This is a genomic window from Gordonia pseudamarae, assembly GCF_025273675.1.
GTDB lineage: Bacteria > Actinomycetota > Actinomycetes > Mycobacteriales > Mycobacteriaceae > Gordonia > Gordonia pseudamarae.
The window spans coordinates 3,321,868-3,345,387 of the sequence record NZ_CP045809.1; the positions used below are offsets into that span (position 1 = coordinate 3,321,868).

Sequence of the window (23,520 nt, forward strand, 5' to 3'; positions counted from 1 at the left end):
ACCGACGGAGGGGCAGGTTTCGAGGCTCGCACCTCAACCGACGATGGGTCGGTCAGGAGCCGTTGACCGCTGCGAGGACGAGTTCTTGGACGCGGGCGGCGTCGGCTTGGCCTCGGGTGGCTTTCATCACGTCGCCGACGATCTTGCCGGCGGCCTTGACCTTGCCGCCCTTGATCTTCTCGACGATGTCGGGGTTGGCGGCCAGCGCGTCGTCGACGGCCTTCTGCAGCGCCGAATCGTCGCGCACCACTTCCAGTCCGCGGTCGGTGACGATCTGGGCGGGCTCGCCCTCGCCGTCGAGGACGGCCACGGCCACCTGCTGGCCGAGTTTGGTGGTGAGTTTGCCCTCGTCGATGAAACCGATGATGGTGGCGACCTGGGCGGGGGTGATGGGCAGGTCGGCGAGTTCAGTGCCGCGCGTGTTGGCCTGCTGCGCCAGGAACGACACCCACCAGCTGCGTGCGGCGTCAGCTTTGGCGCCGGCATCGGTGGTGGCGATGATCAACTCAACCGCACCCACGTTCACCAGGTCGCGCATCACCTCGTCGGACACGCCCCATTCCTGCTGGATGCGCGCGCGGCGCACCCAGGGCAGTTCGGGGAGGGTGCCGCGCAGTTCCTCGACCCATTCGGCGGCCGGCTGCACCGGGGGCAGATCGGGTTCGGGGAAGTACCGGTAGTCCTCGGCGGTCTCCTTGCGGCGGCCGGCCGAGGTGGTGCCGTCCGTTTCGTGGAAGTGCCGGGTCTCCTGCACGATCTCGCCGCCGTCGGTGAGGATGGCGCCCTGGCGGCCCATCTCGTACCGCACGGCCACCTCGACACTCTTGAGCGAGTTGACGTTCTTGGTTTCGGTGCGGGTGCCGAATTCGTCGGCGTCCTTGCGCATCAGGGACAGGTTCACGTCGCAGCGCATCGAACCCTGATCCATGCGCACGTCCGAGACGTCGAGCGCCCTGAGCAGATCACGCAGCGCGCTCACGTACGCGCGGGCCACCTCCGGCGCCCGCTCCCCGGCGCCGACGATCGGCTTGGTGACGATCTCCACCAGCGGCACCCCGGCCCGGTTGTAGTCGAGCAGCGAATGGCTCGCACCGTGGATGCGTCCGGTGGCGCCGCCGATGTGCAGCGACTTTCCGGTGTCCTCCTCCATGTGGGCGCGTTCGATCTCGATCCGCCACGGCGTGCCGTCGGGCAGCACCACGTCCAGATGCCCGTCGTAGGCGATCGGGTCGTCGTACTGGGAGATCTGGTAGTTCTTCGGCTGATCGGGATAGAAGTAGTTCTTGCGCGCGAACAGGCTCGACGGCCGGATCGAGCAGTTCAGGGCCAGACCGATGCGGATGGCCGACTCGATGGCCTTGCTGTTGGCCACCGGCAGCGAACCGGGGAAGCCCAGGCACACCGGGCACACCTGGGTGTTGGGTTCGGCGCCGAACGCCGTGGGGCAGCCGCAGAACATCTTGGTCCGGGTGCCGAGCTCGACATGTACCTCCAGACCCATCACCGGATCGAAATCCGCGATGACCTGGTCATAGTCGAGAAGTTCAGTCGTAGCCGAAGTCATGGCCAACAGTTTATGCGGAGGGGGCGACGGTCACCGGCGCGGGCCAAGGTCCGGCGCAAGATCACGAGGTCCGGCGCAAGATCACGAGGTCCGGGACAAGATCAAGATGTCCGGGACAAGATCAGGGCGTACCCCGATGCTGCGGCGTGCTCGCGCTTCTAGCGTGGATCGTGACGAAAGGATCCCGCGATGAGCACATCAGAACCGATCGGCGCAGCCCCCGCGACCACCCCTGATCTCGACAAACATCCCGCCGACGAGGTGTCGGGCGGCGACCGGCCCGCCGCGGCCGGCCAGGACGCCGACAGCGGAGCCGGGGCCGGCCGGATTCCGGACCCGTCCGAGGTCTTTCCGCAGTTGGGCCGACCCACCGCCTTCGCCGGATACGTCCCGTCCGGTCCGGGCACCGGTACCGCGGGCTATACACCCGGATCGTTCGGGGTGGCCGCCGCCACCGGCCCGTCGTACGCCGCTACTCCGGCCGCACCCGGGTTCGGATCGGACCCCAAACGGCTCCTGCGATCGCGGCAGGACCGCTGGATCGGCGGCGTGTGCGGCGGTATCGGTGAGTATTTCGGCTGGGACCCGAATCTGGTGCGGCTGGCCTTCGCGCTGTCGATCCTGCTACCCGGGCCACAGTTGTTGGTGTACCTGGCGTTGTGGCTGGTGATTCCGCGCGCGGCCGCATGACGGTCGCAAGGACCGACGGTCAGCCGAAGATGACCCGGACCTCCTGATACTGGTCCTGCGGAACCTGTTTGAGGTTGCCGAGCGCCTCGTCGAAGGTGATGCGGGCGATCTCGGTACCATGCAGGGCCACCAGGTGACCCCAGGCGCTGTCGGCGACGAGATCGGCCACGGCCATGCCCATGCGGGTGGCCAGCACCCGGTCCCAGGCGCTCGGCACACCCCCGCGCTGGATGTGGCCGAGCACGGTGGCGCGGGTTTCGATGCCGGTGCGCTCCTCGATGAGCGGCGCCAGGACCTCACCGATCCCACCGAGGCGCGGCCTGTTGAAGCCGTCGAGGCCCTTCACGGCGTGCGCTTCCTTCATGTCGGGGAGGGTGAACCCTTCAGCCACCACCACCATCGGTGACCGGCCACGGTTCTTGACGCTGGTGACCCAAGCACAGATCTGGTTGAGACTCTCAGGTTGTTCGGGGATGAGGATGGCGTGAGCGCCGCCCGCGATCCCCGAATGCAGCGCGATCCAGCCGGCGTGCCGACCCATCACCTCCAGCACCATGCAACGCCGGTGGGAGTTCCCGGTGGTGCGCAGCCGGTCGATGGCCTCGGTCGCGATCTCGACCGCGGTGTTGAAGCCGAACGTGTAGTCGGTGGCATCGATGTCGTTGTCGATCGTCTTGGGTACACCGACGATATTGATGCCGTCGTTGAAGAGCCGGTTGGCGGCGGCGGCGGTGCCGTCGCCGCCGATCGCGATCACCCCTTGCAGGTCCAGGTCGGCGAGGACCTTCTTGATATTCTCCGGGCCGCCGTCGGGTTCGGTGTACGGGCCGAACCGGCTGGTGCCCAGGATGGTGCCGCCCTGATTGGACAGGCCGCGGACGGTGGACCGGTCCAATTCCAGGACGTCGCCGTATACCAGGCCCCGCCAGCCGTCGCGGAAGCCGACGAAGGTGTGGCCGTATACGGTCTCACCTTTGAGAACGGCACCGCGGATCACCGCGTTGAGGCCGGGGCAGTCACCGCCCGAAGTCAGTATTCCGAATCGCTTACCCATTCTTCGCCCGCCTTCTGTGAGTGTCCGCGTTCTACCGGAAGACCACAACGCCCACCAATCTAGGGCACCACGGCGTATCCCGCGTGGTACCGGCGGCTACTTCAATCCGTTCTCGTAGGCGAACACAACGGCCTGCGCCCGATCGCGCAGCGCCAACTTGGCCAGCACGCTGCTGACATGGGTCTTGACGGTCTGTTCGGAGACGAACAACGTGGCCGCGATCTCAGCGTTCGACTTTCCGTCGGACACCTGTTCCAGCACTTCCCGTTCACGCGGGGTGAGGGCGTCGACCGCCGACGAGCGGGGCGTGCGTGCCCGGCGGGCGGTCACCTCCTCGATGAGCCGTCTGGTGATCGACGGCGCCAGCAACGCCTCCCCCGCGGCCACCACACGCACGGCCCGGACCAGTTCGTCGGCCGGGGCATCCTTGAGCATGAAGCCCGAGGCCCCGATCCGCAGTGCCTCGTACACATAGTCGTCGATGTCGAAGGTGGTCAGCATCAGCACCCTGGTGCCCGCAGAACCCGGGCCCGCAGAACCGGGGCCCGGCGAACCCGGATCGCCGCCGAGGATCTGCCGTGCCGCCCACAACCCGTCGCGACGCGGCATCCGCACGTCCATGAGCGCAACGTCCGGCCGCAACCGCGAACACAGTTCGACGGCCTCCACCCCGTCGGAGGCGTCGCCGAGCACCGAGATGTCGGGCTGGGCCGCCAGCAGGGCGGTAAAGCCCTGCCGGACCATGGCCTGGTCGTCGACCACGACAACGGTGACCGGACCGGATCGCGGGGCGGGTTGCTGTGAGGTGGGCACGTTCTCGACAGTATCGCCGCGCTAGCGCCCGGCCACGCCGGTGGCGGCCCACGGCCCGTCCGGGATCTGCGCCCGGACCTCGAAACCGCCGCCGTCCCGTTCACCGGCGGACACGCTGCCGCCGACGATGCGGGCCCGTTCGGCCATTCCCGCCAGCCCGGTGCCGGCCCCCGCCAGGCGTAGCGGTTCACCGCGCGCAGGCCCGTTGGTGATGACGACGTCGGTGGCCTCCCCACGTGCCGGGGACAGCCGCACACTGATGGCCGCGCCCGGTGCGTGTCTGGTCGCGTTCGCCAGCGATTCCTGCACGATCCGGTAGATCACCAGCGCCGACGCGTCGCCGACGGTCTCCCGGTCGGCGGTGTCGTCGAGCAGGACGTCGACGCCGGTACGGCCGGTCTGGGCGACCAGTTCGGCGATGTCGCCCAGGCCCGGATTGGGCGCCGCCAGATAGGAGCCCGAACCGTCGTCCAGCCGCAGCACGCCCAGCATCTGGCGTACCTCGTCCAGCGATGCGCGGGCCGCGTCGGCGATCGCGTCGAACTCGGCGACCGCATCGTCGCCGACGTCGTCGAGCCGGTAGCGGGCGGTCTGCGCCATCACCACCACCACCGACATCCGGTGGGCGACCACATCGTGCAGATCCCGGGCGATGCGGGCCCGTTCCTCCAGGACCACCTTGCGCGATTCGGCGAGCTCGGTTTCCTCTGTGCTGGCTCGCAGTTGGGTGCTGACCCGCAGCAGCCCCCGCACCAGCGCGGTGACCACGGCCAGGAAGGTCAGACCCACCGCCCAGCCGACGCGGGCCTCGGCGGGCGCGACCAGGACGAAGATCACGACGGTACAGATCCACACCAGCGGAAGACTTCTCAGCGGGCCGCGGGCGAAGACGAAGAACGTGAGCACCAGCAGTTCGATGATGTGCACGACCTGGATCTCCCAGTTCCACCCGGGGTCGACGGGGACCAGTAGCGCTACAAGGTAGGCCGACAGGACCGACACCGCCCAGCCCACCGACGGCGCTGACCACGACAGGGCGATGGGCAGTGCCGCGAACGCCGACACGATCGGCAGCCAATAGGCGGGCAGATCGTGCGTCAGTGTCAGCGTCGGCCAGGCGACCGCGTACATGATGAGCGCAACCATCAGGAACAACCAGTTGACCTTGGACGAGAAGTACCGACGTACGGCGGGGTCGGTCATCGCCGGATGATCGGCCACCTCACGCACGAGTACCGTACCGACCGAACGGATTCCGTCGACGAACTTGCCCTGCATCTCTGTCCTCACCTCGCCGGGCACACCGCCCGGGTCTTCGTCCGAGGCTATCGGCGCCGGTCTCGCCGGTCCTCATACTTTTGGGTGAATTCGTCCCCGTACATCGGGGGCGGGTACTCGCGGCGGATAGTCCACACGGGTGAGCGGTAGACCCATCGACAGTCCGATGTGTGCGAGTGCTATCCGCTCATAGCTTGAGCCACATGGACTTTCACTTAATACGGCGGAGCATCTCAACGACCCTGCTGGCGGGGGTTCTGGTGATCCTCGGGCTACAGGCAGGCGCCGGCCACGCCGCCGCCCTGCGCGGCACCGGCATGTCCGACACCTCCCCTGCTGCGCAGGCGATCCGGATCCTGTCCGGAAACCGGCCCGATCTCGCGGCGGTGCACATCCCGCCGGGTTTCGCGGCGGTGATGGGCTATCGCCCGGTGGTGTCCGAGGGGCTGACGGTCAATCCGAACGGCTCTTGTTCGTCCCCGGTCGATCTGCCGCGGCAATTTGAACCATTCTGTCGTGCACACGATTTCGGATACGACCTGCTGCGCTACGCCGACCGCGAACACCGGCCGCTCGGCGGCTGGGCCCGGCTGACCCTGGACCACACACTCATCCGGCAGATGCACGCATCCTGCACCGACCCCACCTGCCACGCCGCGGCCGAGACCGCCCGGATCGGTCTGGGCCTGAACTCGTGGCGACAGCGATTCGGCCCGCCCATCTCGGCCGAGTCCCCGCTGTCGGCCGGGGTGTCCCTGGTGGGCGCCGTCGCGGGCCTGTGGACCGCACCGCTGCACGCCGTGACCGAGATCGCCCGATGAGCACCCCGCACCCGCTGATCCCCACCGCGGCCTGCGCGGGAATCCTGGTCGCCTCTTATCCGAGCCTGCTGCCGCGTTCCCCGCTGGTCGCCGCACTGGTGACGGCCCTGTTCTGTGCCGCCGGGACACTGCTCGCGACGGCCCTGGTGGGTATGCGCGAGCGGCGGCACGGCGCACGCCCGGTCTGCGCACACCCGGTCTGCGCACATCCGGTCTGCGCCCGGGCCGGCCGGACGGCCCTGGCCACCGCCACGGTGGTGTCGGTGGGGGCGACCGTGGCCGGCGGCCACTGGCAGGCGCTGCTGCGCGATGAGATCGCCGCGGCCACCGGAACCCCGCCCACCGGGCCGCTGTTCGCCTGGCAGTGGGCGGCCGTCGTCGCCGGTCCCGCACTGGCAGTGGGCGCCGCGATCATCTGGTGTCCGCGGGTGACGGCGATCGGCGCGGCGCTGGTGGCCGCGCTGGTGTGCGGTCACCTGTCGGTGGCCGACGCCGGGGCGCGGTCACCACGCGCGCCCGGACAGGTGCTCTACAGCCCCCTGCCGTCGTCCGGCGAGAGCGCATCGGACCTGGACCGGCGGGCCCGCGCACTGGCCGACCGCTGGACCCGCGCGCACCCGGACCCCGGTTCACCCCTGGTGATCGCGGTACCTACGGGCTCGGGCTGGGTCGACCCCGACATGGTGGACGGCGTTCGCCTGCGGTGGGGGCCGCGGGTCACGATGCTGGCCCTGCAATACGCGGACGCACCGTCGTGGCGGGTGTTCACCGCCGACCGCGACAGCGCCGGACGCAGTGCGATCACCCTCCTGCGCGCGGTGATCGCCGCCGCACCCCGCGACGGCCTGCCACCGATCTATCTGTACGGGCAGAGCCTGGGCGCGGTGGGCGCCGACGACGCCCGCGAGTGGGCGCAGACCCATGCCCGGGATGCGATCGCGGGCACCGTGCTCGCCGGTATGCCCGCCGGGTCGGTGGCCGCACGAAGCGCCACCCCACGCACGATCATCGCCAACCACTCCGACCCGGTGACCCGCTGGTCACCCGCCCTCCTGTGGCGTCCGGCGCGCTCCCCGGACAACGTCATCCCAACCGGCCCCCGACTGTCCGCACCACCCTGGTTGCCGGTGGTCTCGTTTGTGCAGACCAGCATCGACCTGATCGCCTCCCTCGACGGCCCCGCAGGAACCGGGCACAGCTACGGCACCGGGCAGGGCAGACTGATCGGTCCCCCGGCCGAACGACATCCGACCACCATCACCAGCACCGACAGATAACGATCGGGTTCGTGACATTGGTCCTGGGTCCCAGGACATATAGCATCTGGATCGTGCCTCCCCTCTCATCACGTAAGACGCTCCGCGGACGTGTTGCTGTTGCAGGGATCTGTCTCGGGGTCGTTGTTTCCGGCGTTGTCGCGGCCGCGCCGGCGACCGCCGCGCAGCCATGCGACGCGCAATACCAGTCCTTCCTGGACATCCAGAAGCAGATCCGGTCCCACAACGCCGAGCCGCGCACATTCACGCTGCCCGCCCAGCAAGCCGCCTACGACGCCTACAACGCGCGTGCGGCCAAGCTGAACTCGCAGATCAAGACGACCCGCACCAACTACACCAACTGTGTGGCCGCGATCAAGGCGCTCACCGACAATCAGGACATCCCGGCCCCCGACGCCGCGACGATCACCAAGATCAAGGACGCGGCGGCGAAGATCCCCACCGGATACACGCCGCCGGCGCTGCAGAAGCCCACCCGCTCGACCACCACCGTCGTAGTGGCCGCCGAACTGCAGCCGCTTTACGACGCACTCGACGACGGCAACCTCCAACCCGCCGCGGAGGCCACCTTGCAGAGCGTGTCCAAGCCCACCGTGGGCGACCGTGACGCCGCCTACTCGGCCAAGAGCGGCCGAACCATCGTCAAGGCGCCCGACGGTAAGGTCGCGGTGACCGTCGACCGGGTGGTCCCGCTCGCCCGACTGCTGTCGGTCGAAGGATTCACCAAGCTCAGCGCCGAATCGATGTACTACGTCTCGCGGGCACCGCTCAACCTGCAATGGCTCTCCCGCAACGCCTCGCTGTCGAGGGTCTCCGGCAGTGTCGCCGCGGTCACCGGCACCGACGAGACGTGGTTCGACAAGCAGATCGACCTGCAGACCGGCATCGAGCAGAAGCTGGTGACCCTGATCGCCCAGCTCATCGCGAGCGAGAAGCCGCAGTGACGACCATCGCCCGAGCAGCGGGTGCGGAGAAACCATGACGCAACCACCCCAAGGACCCCAGCAGCCCGGCGACCAGCAATCGGGCAACCAGCAGTCGGGGGGACAGCCGTCGGACGGTCACCTGCCCGGGGCACAGTGGTCGGACACACCTGGCGACCGGACTCAGGTCTCGTCGCCCCAGAACCCGTCGCCCCAGAACCCGTCACCACAGACCCCGCCGCCGGGGTCGGGGGCCGGGGCGTTCCCGTCCGGACCCGGGCAAACACCGGCGATGCCCCAGTACAACCCGGGATCCCCATACGGCCAACCTGCCCAATACGGCCAGGCAGCCCAATACGATCAGGCAGCCCAATACGATCAGGCAGCCCAATACGATCAGACGATGGTCGGCCAGCCGACGTTCGGGATGCCCGCCGCCGACCAGCCCGATCCCGCACAGGCATACAGCCGACAGCCGTACGGCGCGCCCTCGGGCAGCACACAGCCCGGCACCACACCGTTCGGCGAGCAGCAGCCCTACGGGGCCGACTCGCAGGCGTTTGGTTCACAGCCGTTCCCGCCCTACGGCGGACCCGCCTCCGGGCAACCACCCTTCCCCGATCAGCCGGGACAGCCCGCGAAGAGCAAGAAGGGCCTCAAGATCGCGCTGATCGTGGCCGCGGTGGTGGCCTTGCTCGCCGTTATCGGCGGCGGTCTGTTCTGGTTCCTGAATCGCGGTGAGAGCGACGAGGAGGCCATCGAACGGGTGAGTTCGGAGTTCGCCGACGCCGTCGCCGCACAGGACACCTCGACGATGACCGGCCTCATGTGTCAGGCCGAGGCGGAGCGGGTGGGTACCGACGACTCCACCGCCCCCACCTCCGGCGAGGGCGACAATGCGGCTGCCCCCGAGAAGTTCGATGTCTCCGGCACCGAGGTGTCCGGCGACAGCGCCAAGACAACACTGACGTTCCCGTCGGACGGCCGGACATCCACGCTGTACTTCACGAAGGAAGACGGCAACTGGGTGGTATGCGACACCGCGGCGGCCGACTTCGGTTCCTGACCCGCTGTACGGCAACGGTCCACGAGCTTCGCGCTCGTGGACCGTTGCCGTACCGTCTGCTCGTGATCGGGGTGGGGACGTCAGCCGATCGGGCCGCGCGCCGCCTCGTACGCCGCACCCACCCGGTAGAGCCGGTCGTCGGCGAGGGCGGGTGCCATGATCTGCAGACCCACCGGCAGCCCGTCGTCGGCGGACAGACCCGACGGCACCGACATCGCACCGACACCGGCCAGGTTCACCGGCAGCGTGCACAGGTCGAACAGATACATCGCGAGCGGGTCGTCGACTTTCTCACCGAGCTTGAACGCCGTGGTGGGTGTGGTGGGTGAGATCAACACGTCCACCCGCTCGAAGGCCGCCGCGAAATCGCGGGCGATGAGCGTACGGACCTTCTGCGCCTGACCATAGTAGGCGTCGTAGTAGCCCGACGACAGCGCGTAGGTGCCGATCATGATGCGCCGCTTGACCTCCGGGCCGAAACCCGCGTCCCGCGTGAGTGCCATGACCTCATCGGCACTGTGCGATCCGTCGTCACCGACGCGCAGGCCGTACCGCATCGCGTCAAACCGTGCGAGGTTGCTCGACACCTCCGACGGCAGGATCAGATAGTAGGCGCCGAGCGCGTAGGTGAACTTGGGGCACGACACCTCGATCACCTCGGCACCGCGGTCGGTGAGCACCTTGACGGCCGCGGCGAACGAATCGAGCACGCCCGTCTGATAGCCCTCGCCCTGCAACTCCGTGACGATGCCGATCCTCACGCCGGTCAGATCGCCTTCGGCGCCGGCCCGAGCGGCGGCCACCACGTCGGGCACCGGGACGTCGACGGAGGTGGAATCACGGGGGTCATGACCGGCGATCACCTCGTGCAGCAGCGCGGTGTCGAGCACGGTACGAGCACACGGGCCACCCTGATCCAGCGACGACGCGCAGGCCACCAGTCCGTACCGGGACACGGTGCCGTAGGTGGGTTTGACGCCGACGGTCGCGGTGACCGCGGCCGGCTGACGGATCGAGCCGCCGGTGTCGGTGCCGATGGCCAGCGGCGCCTGATACGACGCCAGCGCCGCGGCACTGCCGCCACCGGATCCGCCCGGTATGCGGTCGGTGTCCCACGGATTGCGGGTGACGTGGTAGGCGGAGTTCTCCGTGGACGATCCCATCGCGAACTCGTCCATGTTGGTCTTTCCCAGGATCGGGATGCCCGCCGCACGCAGGCGGGCGGTGACCGTCGCGTCGTACGGCGGCACCCACCCTTCCAGCATCTTCGAACCGCATGTGGTGGGGGCATCGGTCGTGGTGAACACGTCCTTGAGTGCCAGCGGCACACCCGCCAGCGCCGAGGGCGCGTTGCCCGCGGCGATGGCGTCGTCGGCGGCCTTGGCCGCCACCAGCGCCTCGGCGCCGCTGACGTGCAGGAACGCGCCGAGCCGGTCATCGACCTCGGCGATACGGTCCAGATGAGCCTGGGTGACCTCCACCGACGACAATTCGCGCGCGGCAATCTTGCCGGCGAGTTCGGCGGCCGACAGGCCGGTGATATCGCCCGCGGCGCGGGTACCCGCCATCTCACGTCCCGTCACTTCGTTCGCCCCGGCATTCCCCGTCACTCCGTTCGCCCCGGCCACTACTGCTCTTCTCCCAGGATCTGCGGAACGGCGAACCGGTCCTGCTCCACGGCCGGGGCACCCGAGAGCGCCTCGTCGGTGGTCAGGCCCGGTACCACCTCGTCGCTGCGCAGCACATTGGCGAGCTGCGCGGGATGCGCTGTCGGCGGTACGTCGTCGGCGGCCACCTCGGACACCTGCGCCACGTGCGCGAGGATCGAGTCGAGCTGCGCGGCGTACTGGTCGAGTTCGTCGTCGGTCAACGCCAGCCGCGACAGCCGCGCCAGATGCTCGACCTCCGCGCGCGATATCGACTGCGGTTCTGCTGCCACCGAGCCGTCCTTTCTCACCGGGGACACAATTCATCGCCCAGCCTATGGGACCGTGCCGCGAGAACCGAGAGCAGCCTCCACTTACCCGCGCCGTCGCCGCCGGTGACGGCGGCACAGCCGTAGCAGATGCCGATCACTGTGCCCGAAGCCACTCGCCGCACGCACATCCGTGCCCGGTGCGACAATGTGGCCGTGTCGTATCTGCTACGCGTCTATCTGCAGGACCGCCCGGGCAGTCTTGGCCTGCTGGCGGTCCAACTCGGTTCCGTCGGCGCCGACATCCTCTCCTTGGAGGTGGTCGAACGCGGCGCCGGGTACGCGGTCGACGACCTCGTCGTCGATGTGGCGCCGGGCGGTCTGCCCGACAGTCTGATCACCGCGGCGGAGAAGGTAGAGGGTGTGCGGGTCGATTCGATCCGGCCCTACTCGGGTGTCCTCGATACCCACCGTGAGCTGGAATTGATCGACCAGGTGGCCACCGCCGGCGACAAACTGCAGGTCCTCGTCGACAACACCCCGCGGGTGCTGCGGGTGTCGTGGGCGACGGTCATCACTTCCGGGGGCAGCGGTGTGCTGCAACTGTTCGCCTCCTCGGGCGCACCGGAAACACAGTTGGCGGAGGTCGACTGGCTTCCGCTGACGCGTCCGGTGCAGTTGGACTCCGACGGCGACTGGGTTCCGCAGACATGGAAGGACATGGACACCCGACTGGCCGCCGCGCCACTCGGTCACGGCGACAAGGCGATCCTGCTCGGCCGGATTGGCGGCCCCGATTTCCGGCCGTCGGAGGTGGCCCGGCTCGGCTATCTCGCCGGAATCGTCAGCACGGTGCTGCGTACCTCGCTCTGACCCGCGCTTGCCGGGTCAGCGTGACCCCGATCGACGTTCCCCCGGCAACACCACGTCCAGCCGGAAACCTCCGGAGACGTTCTCGGCGCGCACCTCGCCCCCGTGTGCCTGCACGATGCCGCGCACGATGGCCAGTCCCAGCCCGGCCGACGACGAACTCCCGGACAGCGACGAATCCCGCGACGACGGCGTCCGCGCGACATCCGCCCGCCAGCCCACCTCGAAGATGCTCGGCAGGTCGGCATCGGCCACACCCGGCCCCTGGTCGGCGACGCTCACCACGGTGTTGCCGGTGAGCTCATCGGTACGGGCCGAAATCAGGATCTCCGATCCGCGCGGTGCGTACTTGATGCTGTTCGTCAGCAGGTTCACCACCACCCGGGTGAACTCGTGCGGGTCCGCCCACACCGTGATGCCGTGTACCCCATCGTGGATGATCCGCATGCCGCGTTCGGCCGCGGCCACCCGCACATCGGCGACGGCGTCGGAAACGATGTCGACCAGCTCGAGCGGTTCGCAACGCAGCCGCAGTCCGCTCTCGGTCAGTCGGGACAGCTCGAAGAGATCGTCGACGAGGCGGCTCATACTGTCGACTTGTTCCCGGATGCGGCGAATGTAGTCACCGGGATCGGCCGCCACTCCCTCCTCGAGGACCTCGGCCATCGCCCGCACACCGGTGAGCGGCGTCCTCAGGTCGTGCGAGATCCACGCGAAGAACTGTCGGCGGGAGGCGTCGAGTTCCTCGATCTCCCTGCGGGCTGACGCGAGTCGCCGCGACGTGTCGGCGAGTTGCTGAGACACCTCGGCGAACTCCTTCCACCCGGTCCCGTCGGCGCCGACGACATCGCCGTCACCGACGCGGCGTGCGGAGTCACGCAACGCCACCATCGACAACCGGGCGGTGCGGCCGACGACGGTGGCGGCCGCCACGCTCATCACCGACGACACCCCGAGCACCCACAACAGCACCTGAAAGTCGTGCTGCGAGACGTACATCTGAACGGCGATCACGGTGACCGCGGCCACCACCGACAGCGGTGAGGCGATGGCCATCAGCCAGATCTGTGAGGTGATCGAACCGCGCGCATTCCACCGGACGCCGCCCGCGCAGAGCGCGGTGACCACGGTGGTGCACACCGCGGCGATGGCGACGATCTGCGCGATGTCCCAGGTGTGCAACATCATCGGCCGGCTCCCGTCCCGGGCACCTTGTCGGCGCGGGCCGCCACGTCGCCCACCGTGAACCGGTATCCCGCACCCCATTCGGTGAGCAGGTAACGCGGAAAGCGCGGTTCGGGCTCGATCTTCTCGCGCAATCGCCGCACATGCACCGTCACCGTCGACGCCTCCCCGAATGTCCAGCCCCACACCTCGCGGAGAATGTCGTCGCGGGTGAGCACCTCATCGGGATGGCGCATCAGGAACAGCAACAATTCATACTCGCGGGTGGTGAGTTCAATCGCCGTGTTGTGCAGGAATGCGATCCGTCGGGCCGGGTCGATGCGGAACGGTCCCAGTTCCATCGGCACCAGTGGACTCTTCTGCCCACGCCGCAGCAGGGTTTCGATGCGCAGGTGTAGTTCTCGCATCGAGAACGGTTTGACCAGATAGTCGTCGGCGCCGTGTTCGAGACCACTGATTCGTTGGGCCACCGAATCGAGAGCGGTCAGCATGATCACCATGACCTGCGGTGAGTGCTGCCGGATCTCGCCGCACAGCACGTCACCACCCACAATCGGCAGCATCCGGTCAAGAACCACCACGTCAGGGGTGTGATCGGCGAGTTCGGTGCGGGCCCGGCCACCGTCGGCGACGGCGGTCACCGCGTAGCCCGCCGCACGCAGGTAGTCACCGACCGCGGTCCGCACCGCCGCATCGTCCTCCACGATCATCACCGTCGCCGTCACGATGATGACGATAGTCGCCCGCACAGCCGGTGCGGCCACTTCTTACGGAGCTGAAATGTTTGACCCGATCGGCGTTGTGTGCGGTTACGTTCGGTGCCGTGGCGCACGTGCCACCTGAAGCATTTCCAGCGACTGAAAGTATTTCCAGCAACCGAAAGGTGAGAGCTATGCGTACCAAGATCTATTCCGGAATCATCGGCGCGGGAATCATCGCCACCGCCCTGACATTGAGTGCTTGTGGCGATTCCGACGATGATTCCATGCCCACCGCTTCGATGTCGGCGGCGGTGTCGATGGCACCCGAATCGTCGATGCCCATGTCGGCGCCGATGATGGCGTCGATGACCGGCACATTCTCCGGACTCGGCGGCAAGAGTGTGGCCGGTATGGCGACCATCGCCGACGGTATGCTCACACTGTCGGACTTCCGGACCGACGAGGGGCCCGATCTGCATGTGTATCTGACCAACGGCACCGACGAGGCCGCGGTGATGGCGGGCAAGCACATCAGCGCCATCGATCTGATGAAGAACTCGCAGACCTTCTCCCTCGACGGAATCGACACCGGCATGTACCACAACGTCGTCATCCATTGCGACAAAGCAAAAGTGGTATTCGGCGCCGCGATGCTGAGCTGATCGCGATGACTACCGCGACGACGGTGGTCCCCGGTTCGGCCGATGGCACCTCCCGGCGGCACGTCGCCGTGATCGTGTTGTCCGGAATCGTCGGTGTGACGCTCGGGGTGTTGTGGATCGGTGAGGGTTGGACCAAGTATCACGCCGGCTTCGGTGCCGCCGACATCCGTCTCGTCGCCGACAGCGCCGCCCAGAATTCACGGGTTCCCGGATTCTTCCAAGAATTCTGCACCCACATTCTCGGTCCGAATGCCGGACTGTTCGGCTTCGCGATGCCCGCTCTTGAAGTGGCTCTCGGTATCGGGTTCATCGCGGTCGTCGCGTCGCGGAAGTTCGCCGATCGACTGCCGACAACGATACTCGCGCGCATGGTAGGTGGTGGATCAGTCTTCACGCTCACGACTTATTGGCTGTCCGATCAGCTGATCTGGGAGTACCCGATCATGGTGTTGCTGTCGACGTTCCTGCTCGCCACGTCGTCGTCACGGCCGCGATAGGCGACGGCGAACCACTGCGAGTGGACGGCGAACCACCGGGAGTGTAGGTGCCACGGGGATGACACCTACACTCCCATGTGCGTGTCAGTTGTCCGCGGACCCCGGTGCGGTGCCGGTCTCCAGCAGCGCCTTGAAGGCATCCTCGTCCAGAATAGGCACCCCGAGCTGTTCGGCCTTGGCGGCTTTCGAGCCGGGCGAGTCGCCCACCACCACGTAGTCGGTCTTCTTCGACACCGATCCCGATGCCTTGCCGCCGCGGGAGAGGATGGCCTCCTTCGCGCCATCCCGGGAGAAGTCCTGGAGCGAGCCGGTGACGACGATGGTCTTGCCCTCCAGGGTGCGGGCGATCGTCTCATCGCGTTTGTCCGCCATGGAAACACCCGCGGCACGCCACTTTTCGACGATCACGCGATGCCAGTCGACGGCAAACCAGTCGACGATGCTCTGCGCGAGGGTCGCGCCCAGACCGTCGACCTGCGCCAGATCGTCGGCCGAGGCGTCTTCGATGGCCCGTAGGGATCCGAAATGCGTTGCCAGGGAACGGGCCGCCGATGGTCCGACGTGCCGGATCGAGAGCGCCACCAGCACCCGCCACAGCGGGATCTCCTTGGCCTTGTCCAGATTGGCGATCAGCCACTGTCCGTTGGCCGACAGTTCGCCGGTGTTGTTGGTGAACAACGGGACCTTGAGCAGGTCGTCGGCGGTCAGCGAGAACAGGTCGCCCTCGTTGCGGATCACCCCGGCCTCGAGAAGCGCTTGGGCCGCCTTGTAACCGAGCGCCTCGATATCGAAGGAGCCGCGCGCGGCGAGGAAGAACAGCCGCTCGCGCAGTTGTGCCGGGCAGGATTCGCTGTTGGGACAACGAATGTCGGCGTCACCTTCCTTCTCGGGACGCAGCTGCGCCCCGCATTCGGGACATACGGTGGGCATCACGAAGTCGGTTTCGGACCCGTCCCGCAGGTCGACGACCGGTCCGAGGACCTCGGGAATGACGTCGCCGGCCTTGCGGATGGTGACGGTGTCGCCGATCTTGACACCTTTGCGTTTCACCTCGGACTGGTTGTGCAGAGTGGCCCGGGCGACGGTCGAGCCGGCGACCGGCACCGGTTCGAGAACCGCGTACGGGGTCACGCGACCGGTGCGCCCGACTCCGACCTCGATGCCGAGCAGCCGGGTGGTGACCTCCTCGGGCGGATACTTGTAGGCGATCGCCCAGCGCGGGGCACGCGAGGTGGCACCGAGGCGGCGCTGGATACCGAAGTCGTCGACCTTGACCACGATGCCGTCGATCTCGTGCTCGACGTCGTGCCGATGTTCGCCCCAGTAGCTGATCTTGTCCAGGACCTCGGTGCCGGAACCGGCCTTGGCGGTGTGCCCCGACACGGGCAGGCCCCAGGCGCCGAGCGCCAGGTAGGCATCGTGCAGGGATGCGGGCCGCCAGCCCTCGACCTTGCCGAGGCCGTGGCAAATCATCCGGAGCCGCCGTCGCGCGGTGACCTGCGGGTTCTTCTGCCGCAGTGAGCCGGCCGCGGAGTTGCGCGGGTTGGCGAACGGCGGTTTGCCGTCCTCGATCAGTGAGGCGTTGAGGGTGGCGAAGTCCTCCAGCCGGAAGAACACCTCACCCCGAACCTCCAGCAGCGTGGGGATCGGGTAGTCGTCGGTGGCGGTGAGCCTGGCCGGGATGTCCTCGATGGTGCGCGCGTTGAGAGTGACGTCCTCCCCGGTCCGGCCGTCGCCACGGGTGACCCCCCGCACCAGCACACCGTCCTCGTACACGAGGCTCAGCGCGACACCGTCGATCTTCAGTTCGCACAGGAACTCGACCGCCGCCCCGGCGTCGTCATCGACCTTCTGCACCCACCCGGTCATCTCGTCGTAGTCGAAGACATTGTCCAGCGACATCATCCGTTCGAGGTGATCGACCGGGGTGAAGGCCGTGGAGAATCCCCCACCCACCAGCTTGGTGGGTGAATCGGCCACCGCCAGTTCGGGATAGCGGTCCTCCAGCTCCTGCAGCTGCCGCACCAGCGCGTCGAACTCGCCGTCGCTGATGATCGGCGAGTCCCGCACGTAATACCGGAACTGGTGGTCGCGGATCTCCTCGACCAGTTCCGTCCATCGCTCGTGCGTGGCCGTGTCCGCGCGTCCGGCACCCGTCGCGACGGGCTCGATCACGTCGCCGTCTGCTCGATCGCCCTCTGGGGGGGTCGTGTTGTCCTCTGCCACGCCGTCGAGGTTAACCCAGTCGCGCGGATCTCCCCGCGACGATCAGCCGTCATCCTGGGCGAGATTCGCACGCGGGGTGATGGCGCTGTATTCGCAGCCGTACGCGCCACGCTTCCACGGGGCAAGGGCGAGCCTCAGTGCAAGGAACACCGGTCGTGACCGTACGGGTCCTCCGGTGGGTCTTGTGCCGGGAAAACCTAGGAGAACTCCGGGATCACCTTGTCGGCGAACAGTCGCGCCCCCGTCTGGTCATAGGCCAGATCGACGAAGTTGGTGATGGTGTAGTCCAGCCCGAGGTCACGGACGGTACCCAGCTTTTCGACGATCTGCTCGGGTGTGCCCACCAGATGGCCGGAGCGGAACGTCGTGTTGTAGCGTTCGGCCGGTTCGCCGGGAACCAGCTTGCTGTAGTGGGCCTGAATCCAGTCGAGTTTGTCTGCGACGTCCTTGTCGGTCTCGCCGATGACCACGTTGTAGTTCGCCGAGCGGGTGATCTCGGCAAAATCGCGGCCGAGCTCTTTGGCATGCTGCTCGAGAATCGCCGACTTACGGGCAAAACCCTCGGGAGTGCCGTCGAAGTTGGTGTACTGCGCGTACTTCGCGGCGATCCGCAGCGTCTTGCGCTCCCCGCCACCGGCTATCCACAGCGGGATCCCGTTGTCCTGCAGCGGCAGTGGTTGCACGATCGCACCGTCGACCTGATAGGTCGCGCCGTCGAGGGTGACGTTGCCCTCGCGCCAGGCCTGGACGAAGATGCGCACGCCCTCGTCGAGGGCGCGCAGCCGTTCACCGGCACCGGGGAATCCGTATCCGTAGGCCAGCCATTCATGTTCGTACCAGCCCGCACCGATTCCCATCTCGACGCGCCCACCGGAGACATGGTCGACGGTGGTGGCGACCTTGGCCAGATAGACGGGGTTGCGATAGGCGATGCAAGTACACATCTGCCCGAGCCGGATCCGGTCCGTCGATGCGGCGAAGGCCGACATCAGTGTCCAGGCTTCGTGTGTCGCCTCCTGTGTCGGGGCGGGCACGGTGTGGAAGTGGTCGTACACCCAGAGCGATGTCCACGGTCCTGCGTCGGCATCCTGCGCGAGACGTTTGATCAGCGGCCACTGGTGGGCGGGTTCGACACCGACCAGGTCCAGGCGCCAGCCCTGCGGGATGAAGATTCCGAAGTCCATGCGCACCAACCTAGTGTTACCGCGCCGGCGCGGGTACCGATGACCATGACCGGCCGCGCATCGGCGAAGGTGGCGGGCCCGACAAGGTTATCGACCACCGCGCGCTTAACTCGGCGCAGGGTTGGCCGCACTGATCACGATCCCCGTGTCGACTATGAACGCTGTGTCGATCATGGACCCGGTGTCGAGGTCGCCAAACCTTTCCCGCGGCGTGGCGCCGGGTTGTTTCCGGGCGAACACCCCGCGCTCGATCAGTGCCCCGAAGGACATCGTCGCGACTCCCTTCCCGATACCCGGACGCTCCTGAGCGACCCGGCCGGCGAACGAGGAGATCAAATCTCGGCCGTCCCGTCCTTCTCCGCCTACGCTGAGATCCATGCCGCATCCGATCATGTTCAGCGACGACGACCCCTACCTGGCCGAGGTTCGCGCGATCGCGCTGGCGCTGCCCGATGCGGTCGAGGCCGTCGCGCACGGGCGCCCGACATTCCGCTGCGGAAAGATGTTCGGCAACTACGGCGGATCGGTGAAGGGCGGTGTGCGGCACGAGCAGTCGCTGCTGTTCATCCCCGACCCCGTCGAGCGTGCGGCCCTCATCGGCGACCGGCGTTTCTACGTGCCCGCCTACTTCGGGCCGGCCGGCTGGCTCGGCATTCTGCTCGACGACGACACCGACTGGACCGAGGTGACCGAACTGCTCGACGCCAGCTATCGGCAGGTGGCCCCGAAACGGTCGGTCGCGAAACTCGATGAGGCTGGGTGAACGTTCAGAGCGGTGGCAGGTGCCGGCTGCGGCCCGGTTCGCGGCGCTGCCGGCGCTCTCCCGCCGTCGCGCCCGGGTCGCGATGGCGGTCACTGTCCAGCGGCGGCAGCTCGGTCCTGCGGGTGATGTCCGCCGGGTTGCGCAGGGGTTCGAGTCTGGGCACCTCGTAGGAGGTGGTCTGATACGGCGACCACGCGGGCCGTTCCGGGGGACCCGGCTGTTCGTGGCTGGTCGCCCGGCGCGGAAGCCACTGGCGGGCCGCCTCCTCCACGAGGGCGCGCAACATGTCGCCGAGCGGCGCGTTGTCCTTCGGTTCGGTCGCCTCGGACCGCACCGGGCGCCACCGATCTCGCGAATGCGTTTCAGCATCCATGAAACACCCCCTGGCGTTCGCGTGACTGTTCTACCCCGCCCGCGACGTCGGTGGCTTCTCGACGACGCGGGTGGCGCAAGTCTACCGACCCCGATACCGGACCGGAAATACCCGGGTGAGGGTGTTCACACAGCGGAAACCCACTGAGCCGGAACACTGTTCAATTGCACAAAGTTTCTGTGCAATGACGCGGGCGCGGCGGGCGCCCCCATCGCTATAACGAGGTGCAGTCCACTGTCGGCTAGATGTACAGCTAGAGCGCGTCGAAGTCGGTCAGCAACTCCCCCGCCTTCGCCGCGATCGACGCCGCCGACCTCGCCCACCCCGCGCCGGCCCCGGCGAGCCCGCAGGTCGGTGTGATGACGACGTTGTCGCGCAGTACCGACCGGTTCAGCCCGATACGGTCGATGATCCGCGCCGCAGCCGACGCGACCAGCTCGGCGCGGGACGTATCGTTTCCCGCGCTCGCCGGTGCCGTCGTGGACACGAGCCCGGCCATCAGGACCCCACCCCCGTCGATCAGCGCACCGGCACCGTCGAGATCGATGCTCGAACCGTCGGTCCACGACGACACATCGCAGGACAGCGCCACCCCGGGCAGGAGTCGGATCAGGTCCCACCGCGGCCCACCGCAGTCGTGCAGGATCAGCGGCCGACCCACTCCGGCGACCAGTTCCCCGAGCGCGTCGGCCACCTCGGCGACCGGAATCGCCGCGATCGTGTCGAAACGCGTCAGCGGCCGGACGGTCCCGTCGATCACCGACCCGATCGACGGCTCGTCGAGTTGCACGACGACCCGCGCACCGAGCCTGCGTTCGGTCTCGGCGGCAAGTACGCCGATGCCCTCGGTGGCCGAGGCGATCACATCCGACCACGCACCCTTGTCACGAAGGATCTTGTGCCCGTTGGCAAGTTCGGCCGATGCGGCGAAGGTGAACGGCCCGCACACCTGAATCTTGAACGGCCGCCCGGTTCCGATGAAACCCGCCGCATCCCAGAGCTCTTCGACGGCGTCGAGATCGGCGGACAGGAAATCGGCCGCCCGCCTGGCCACCGCCGAACGCCGACCCGACAGCCGGTACCCCCACGCGCCCGCATCCATCGGCATGTCCACCAGGATCGTTGCCATCCGGCCGACCATGTCCGCCCCCATACCCCGGGCGGGCAGCTCGACCAGGTGGGCAAAGTCCAGCTCACCGTTGATGATCGCGGCGGACTCCCGCGGATCGGTGCCGGGCATCGACCCGATACCCGTACCCACCGCGGTGGGTATGGAGCCCGTCACACCCTGGCCAGGGATGACGTGCCGATGATACGGCCCGAACCGATCACGAGGTCGCCGTCGGTCTCGTCCGGCAGGTACAGAACCGCCGCCTGCCCGCGGGCGACGCCGGTCAGCGGCTGCGCGAGTTCGATGTCGATGCCGGCATCACCGTCGCGGATCACCGGGATCGCCCTGGCGGGTGCGAGACCGCCGTGGGCGCGCACCTGTACGACGCAGTCGACGGGACCGTCGGGAACCTGGCCCGACGTCCACACCGCGCGCCCGGCCTCGATCGTCCACACCTGCAGATGTTCGGCGGATCCGACGGTGACGGTGCCCGACTCGGGGTCGATGTCGGTGACGTAACGGGGCTTGCCGTCGACGGCCGGCGCCTCGACGCCCAAGCCCTTGCGCTGGCCGATCGTGAACCCGTGCACGCCTTCGTGTTCGGCCAGGCGCTCGCCCGAGTCGGCGTCGACGACGGCACCGGGCCGGATGCCGATGCGCGCGCCCAGGAAGGCGCGGGTGTCTCCGGTGGGGATGAAGCAGATGTCGTGGGAATCGGGCTTGTCGGCCACCGACAGACCGCGGCGCGCCGCCTCCTCGCGAATCTGCGGTTTGGGGGTGTCGCCGCACGGGAACATCGCCCGGCTCAGCTGCGCGTGATCGAGCACCGCGAGCACGTACGACTGGTCCTTGTCGTCGTCGACGGCCCGGCGCAGCTCACCGCCGGAGAGCCGGGCGTAGTGACCGGTGGCCAGCGCGTCGAAGCCAAGCGCGATGGCCTTGTCGGCCAGCGCCGCGAACTTGATCTTCTCGTTGCAGGTCAGGCACGGATTGGGGGTTTGCCCCTCAGCGTAGGCCTCGACGAACTCGTCGATCACGTCCTCTTTGAAGCGGTCGGCGAAGTCCCACACGTAGAACGGGATACCCAGCACATCGGCCGCGCGCCGGGCGTCGTCGGCATCCTCGCGCGAGCAGCACCCGCGCGATCCGGTGCGCAGCGCACCCGGCGCCGTCGACAACGCCAGATGCACGCCGACCACGTCGTGCCCGGCCTCTACCGCACGCGCCGCGGCCACCGCCGAATCGACGCCGCCGCTCATCGCCGCAAGAACTCTCACCGGATACCTCCACGAACCGAAACCAACCCGGCGGTGCGCGCCCGGTCCACCACGTCGCCGATCGCCTCGGCCACCGCGTCGACGTCGGCGTCCGTGCTGGTGGCGCCGAACGAGAAACGCAGCGAGCCGCGGGCGTGCGCCACGTCGAAACCCATCGCGAGCAGCACATGGCTGGCCCGTGCCACCCCGGCGGTGCACGCCGACCCGGTGGAACATTCGATGCCGTTGGCATCGAGCAGCATCAACAATGAGTCGCCTTCGCAGTCGCCGAACGTGACATGTGCGTTGCCCGGCAGCCGCAGGTCGCCGACGGGCCCGTTGAGGCTCGCGCCGGGAACCTCGAGCAGCACATCGACCAGTCGGTCGCGCAGCCGGGTGATCCGCGCTGCCGTGGCCGCCATCGACCCGGTGGCGCTGTGCAGGGCCGTGGCCATGCCGACGGCACCGGCCACGTCCTGCGTGCCCGAGCGGATGTCACGTTCGTGGCCACCGCCGTGCAGCAGCGGCACGCACGCCACGTCCCGGCGCAGCAGCAACGCACCGGTCCCCTGGGGCCCGCCGAACTTGTGCGCGGCCAGGCTCAGCGCCGACAACCCCGACGCGGCGAAGTCGACCGGGATGTGGCCCACCGCCTGGATCGCGTCCGAATGCACCGGCACGCCGAACTCCGCGCCGAGCGCGGCGAGGTCGGCGACCGGCTGGATCGCACCGACCTCGTTGTTGGCCCACATCACCGAGATCAGCGCCGTGCGTCCGGCGTGTTCGGCCAGCGCGCCGCGAAGGTCGTCGACCGAGACGATGCCGGTGCTGTCGACAGGGAGCACCACCAGTTCGGCGTCCTCGTCGTCGGCGAGCCACTGCGCCGGATCGAGGATCGCGTGATGCTCCACCGCGGACACGATGATCCGGCGACGCTCGGGGTTCTCCGCCCGGCGGGCCCGATAGATGCCCTTGATCGCCAGATTGTCCGACTCCGTGCCGCCGCCGGTGAAGATGACCTCCGACGGCCGCGCACCCAATGCCCCGGCGATGGTTTCGCGGGATTCTTCGAGCCTGCGCCGCGCCCGGCGCCCCGAACCGTGCAGCGACGAGGCGTTGCCGGGATGGGCGTGGACGGCCGTCATCGCCTCGACGGCTTCGGGAAGCATCACGGTCGATGCGGCGTGATCGAGGTAGACGGGGGGCCGGGACGGTGTGGACATGTCGCTGCCAAGGATAAACGTGCGGGCAGCCGGGACAAATTCCCGTGCACACCGGACCCGGCCCGGGC

General features: G+C 68.1%; 24 protein-coding genes. 9 read left to right on the forward strand and 15 right to left on the reverse strand.

Annotated features, from left to right (window positions below):
* Positions 1 to 52 precede the first annotated feature (52 nt).
* Positions 53 to 1,564 carry an Asp-tRNA(Asn)/Glu-tRNA(Gln) amidotransferase subunit GatB gene (gene gatB / locus GII31_RS14665; RefSeq protein WP_213244158.1) on the reverse strand — a complete coding sequence of 504 codons (1,512 nt, stop codon included), beginning with the start codon at positions 1,562 to 1,564 and terminating at the stop codon, positions 53 to 55.
* 189 nt (positions 1,565 to 1,753) lie between these two features.
* On the opposite strand from gatB, the gene GII31_RS22630 reads away from it, so the two are divergent.
* On the forward strand, positions 1,754 to 2,254 hold the full coding sequence (locus GII31_RS22630) for a PspC domain-containing protein (protein WP_213244159.1): 501 nt from the start codon (positions 1,754 to 1,756) through the stop codon (positions 2,252 to 2,254).
* Between the two features lie 19 nt (positions 2,255 to 2,273).
* Here GII31_RS22630 and GII31_RS14675 read toward each other — a convergent pair whose 3' ends face one another.
* The 3 genes from GII31_RS14675 to GII31_RS14685 form a co-directional block, all read right to left on the reverse strand.
* The gene (locus GII31_RS14675; RefSeq protein ID WP_213244160.1) at positions 2,274 to 3,308 is read right to left on the reverse strand and encodes an ATP-dependent 6-phosphofructokinase; all 1,035 of its coding nucleotides are present in this window, start codon (positions 3,306 to 3,308) and stop codon (positions 2,274 to 2,276) included.
* Positions 3,309 to 3,404: 96 nt separating this feature from the next.
* Entirely contained in the window at positions 3,405 to 4,121 is a 717-nt protein-coding gene (locus GII31_RS14680; RefSeq protein WP_213244161.1) for a LuxR C-terminal-related transcriptional regulator, read from the reverse strand.
* Between the two features lie 21 nt (positions 4,122 to 4,142).
* The gene (locus tag GII31_RS14685; RefSeq protein ID WP_213244162.1) at positions 4,143 to 5,399 is read right to left on the reverse strand and encodes a sensor histidine kinase; all 1,257 of its coding nucleotides are present in this window, start codon (positions 5,397 to 5,399) and stop codon (positions 4,143 to 4,145) included.
* 203 nt (positions 5,400 to 5,602) lie between these two features.
* Here GII31_RS14685 and GII31_RS14690 point away from each other — a divergent pair, with 203 nt between their 5' ends.
* From GII31_RS14690 to GII31_RS14705, 4 genes are read left to right on the forward strand one after another with little or no spacing between them, the layout of a single operon-like run.
* Entirely contained in the window at positions 5,603 to 6,220 is a 618-nt protein-coding gene (locus GII31_RS14690; protein ID WP_213244163.1) for a hypothetical protein, read from the forward strand.
* Positions 6,217 to 7,497, forward strand: coding sequence for an alpha/beta-hydrolase family protein (locus GII31_RS14695; protein ID WP_213244164.1), 1,281 nt, complete (start codon positions 6,217 to 6,219; stop codon positions 7,495 to 7,497). The genes GII31_RS14690 and GII31_RS14695 overlap by 4 nt, the downstream gene beginning before the upstream one ends.
* Before the next feature lie 53 nt (positions 7,498 to 7,550).
* Positions 7,551 to 8,441: a hypothetical protein gene (locus GII31_RS14700; RefSeq protein ID WP_213244165.1), complete on the forward strand. Its 891-nt coding sequence runs from the start codon at positions 7,551 to 7,553 to the stop codon at positions 8,439 to 8,441.
* 34 nt (positions 8,442 to 8,475) lie between these two features.
* The gene (locus tag GII31_RS14705) at positions 8,476 to 9,486 is read left to right on the forward strand and encodes an Rv0361 family membrane protein (protein WP_213244166.1); all 1,011 of its coding nucleotides are present in this window, start codon (positions 8,476 to 8,478) and stop codon (positions 9,484 to 9,486) included.
* Positions 9,487 to 9,566: 80 nt separating this feature from the next.
* Here GII31_RS14705 and gatA read toward each other — a convergent pair whose 3' ends face one another.
* Together gatA and gatC are read right to left on the reverse strand one after the other, a co-directional pair.
* Positions 9,567 to 11,054 (reverse strand): Asp-tRNA(Asn)/Glu-tRNA(Gln) amidotransferase subunit GatA, encoded by a 1,488-nt coding sequence (gene gatA / locus GII31_RS14710; RefSeq protein WP_213250463.1) that lies wholly within the window; start codon positions 11,052 to 11,054, stop codon positions 9,567 to 9,569.
* Positions 11,055 to 11,113: 59 nt separating this feature from the next.
* On the reverse strand, positions 11,114 to 11,425 hold the full coding sequence (gatC, locus tag GII31_RS14715; RefSeq protein ID WP_213244167.1) for an Asp-tRNA(Asn)/Glu-tRNA(Gln) amidotransferase subunit GatC: 312 nt from the start codon (positions 11,423 to 11,425) through the stop codon (positions 11,114 to 11,116).
* Positions 11,426 to 11,617: 192 nt separating this feature from the next.
* Here gatC and GII31_RS14720 point away from each other — a divergent pair, with 192 nt between their 5' ends.
* Positions 11,618 to 12,274, forward strand: a complete 657-nt coding sequence (locus tag GII31_RS14720) for an ACT domain-containing protein (protein ID WP_213250467.1) — start codon at positions 11,618 to 11,620, stop codon at positions 12,272 to 12,274.
* A 15-nt stretch (positions 12,275 to 12,289) separates the two neighbouring features.
* Here the strand turns inward: GII31_RS14720 and GII31_RS14725 are convergent, their stop codons facing one another.
* Positions 12,290 to 13,459, reverse strand: a complete 1,170-nt coding sequence (locus GII31_RS14725) for a sensor histidine kinase (RefSeq protein WP_213244168.1) — start codon at positions 13,457 to 13,459, stop codon at positions 12,290 to 12,292.
* Positions 13,456 to 14,166 carry a response regulator transcription factor gene (locus GII31_RS14730; protein ID WP_213250470.1) on the reverse strand — a complete coding sequence of 237 codons (711 nt, stop codon included), beginning with the start codon at positions 14,164 to 14,166 and terminating at the stop codon, positions 13,456 to 13,458. Before GII31_RS14730 ends, GII31_RS14725 begins: the two co-directional genes overlap by 4 nt.
* A gap of 182 nt (positions 14,167 to 14,348) precedes the next feature.
* On the opposite strand from GII31_RS14730, the gene GII31_RS14735 reads away from it, so the two are divergent.
* On the forward strand, positions 14,349 to 14,819 hold the full coding sequence (locus tag GII31_RS14735; RefSeq protein ID WP_246221889.1) for a DM13 domain-containing protein: 471 nt from the start codon (positions 14,349 to 14,351) through the stop codon (positions 14,817 to 14,819).
* 5 nt (positions 14,820 to 14,824) lie between these two features.
* The gene (locus GII31_RS14740; protein WP_213244170.1) at positions 14,825 to 15,316 is read left to right on the forward strand and encodes a hypothetical protein; all 492 of its coding nucleotides are present in this window, start codon (positions 14,825 to 14,827) and stop codon (positions 15,314 to 15,316) included.
* A gap of 84 nt (positions 15,317 to 15,400) precedes the next feature.
* On the opposite strand, the gene ligA is transcribed toward GII31_RS14740, so the two are convergent.
* From ligA to GII31_RS14755, 3 genes are all read right to left on the reverse strand, one after another.
* Positions 15,401 to 17,488 carry an NAD-dependent DNA ligase LigA gene (gene ligA / locus GII31_RS14745; RefSeq protein ID WP_213250473.1) on the reverse strand — a complete coding sequence of 696 codons (2,088 nt, stop codon included), beginning with the start codon at positions 17,486 to 17,488 and terminating at the stop codon, positions 15,401 to 15,403.
* Positions 17,489 to 17,739: 251 nt separating this feature from the next.
* The gene (locus GII31_RS14750; RefSeq protein WP_213244171.1) at positions 17,740 to 18,726 is read right to left on the reverse strand and encodes an LLM class F420-dependent oxidoreductase; all 987 of its coding nucleotides are present in this window, start codon (positions 18,724 to 18,726) and stop codon (positions 17,740 to 17,742) included.
* A gap of 105 nt (positions 18,727 to 18,831) precedes the next feature.
* Positions 18,832 to 19,104 (reverse strand): hypothetical protein, encoded by a 273-nt coding sequence (locus GII31_RS14755; protein ID WP_213244172.1) that lies wholly within the window; start codon positions 19,102 to 19,104, stop codon positions 18,832 to 18,834.
* Between GII31_RS14755 and GII31_RS14760 the strand changes: the two genes are divergently transcribed.
* On the forward strand, positions 19,103 to 19,489 hold the full coding sequence (locus tag GII31_RS14760) for an MmcQ/YjbR family DNA-binding protein (RefSeq protein WP_213244173.1): 387 nt from the start codon (positions 19,103 to 19,105) through the stop codon (positions 19,487 to 19,489). The genes GII31_RS14755 and GII31_RS14760 overlap by 2 nt on opposite strands.
* Before the next feature lie 4 nt (positions 19,490 to 19,493).
* Here the strand turns inward: GII31_RS14760 and GII31_RS14765 are convergent, their stop codons facing one another.
* The 4 genes from GII31_RS14765 to GII31_RS14780 form a co-directional block, all read right to left on the reverse strand.
* Complete coding sequence (locus GII31_RS14765; RefSeq protein ID WP_213244174.1) at positions 19,494 to 19,862, reverse strand: hypothetical protein; 369 nt, start codon at positions 19,860 to 19,862, stop codon at positions 19,494 to 19,496.
* 253 nt (positions 19,863 to 20,115) lie between these two features.
* The gene (locus GII31_RS14770; protein WP_260840006.1) at positions 20,116 to 21,123 is read right to left on the reverse strand and encodes a uroporphyrinogen decarboxylase/cobalamine-independent methonine synthase family protein; all 1,008 of its coding nucleotides are present in this window, start codon (positions 21,121 to 21,123) and stop codon (positions 20,116 to 20,118) included.
* Positions 21,124 to 21,143: 20 nt separating this feature from the next.
* Entirely contained in the window at positions 21,144 to 22,250 is a 1,107-nt protein-coding gene (mnmA, locus tag GII31_RS14775; protein ID WP_213244175.1) for a tRNA 2-thiouridine(34) synthase MnmA, read from the reverse strand.
* Positions 22,247 to 23,452 (reverse strand): cysteine desulfurase family protein, encoded by a 1,206-nt coding sequence (locus GII31_RS14780; RefSeq protein WP_213244176.1) that lies wholly within the window; start codon positions 23,450 to 23,452, stop codon positions 22,247 to 22,249. Before GII31_RS14780 ends, mnmA begins: the two co-directional genes overlap by 4 nt.
* Positions 23,453 to 23,520: the final 68 nt, after the last annotated feature.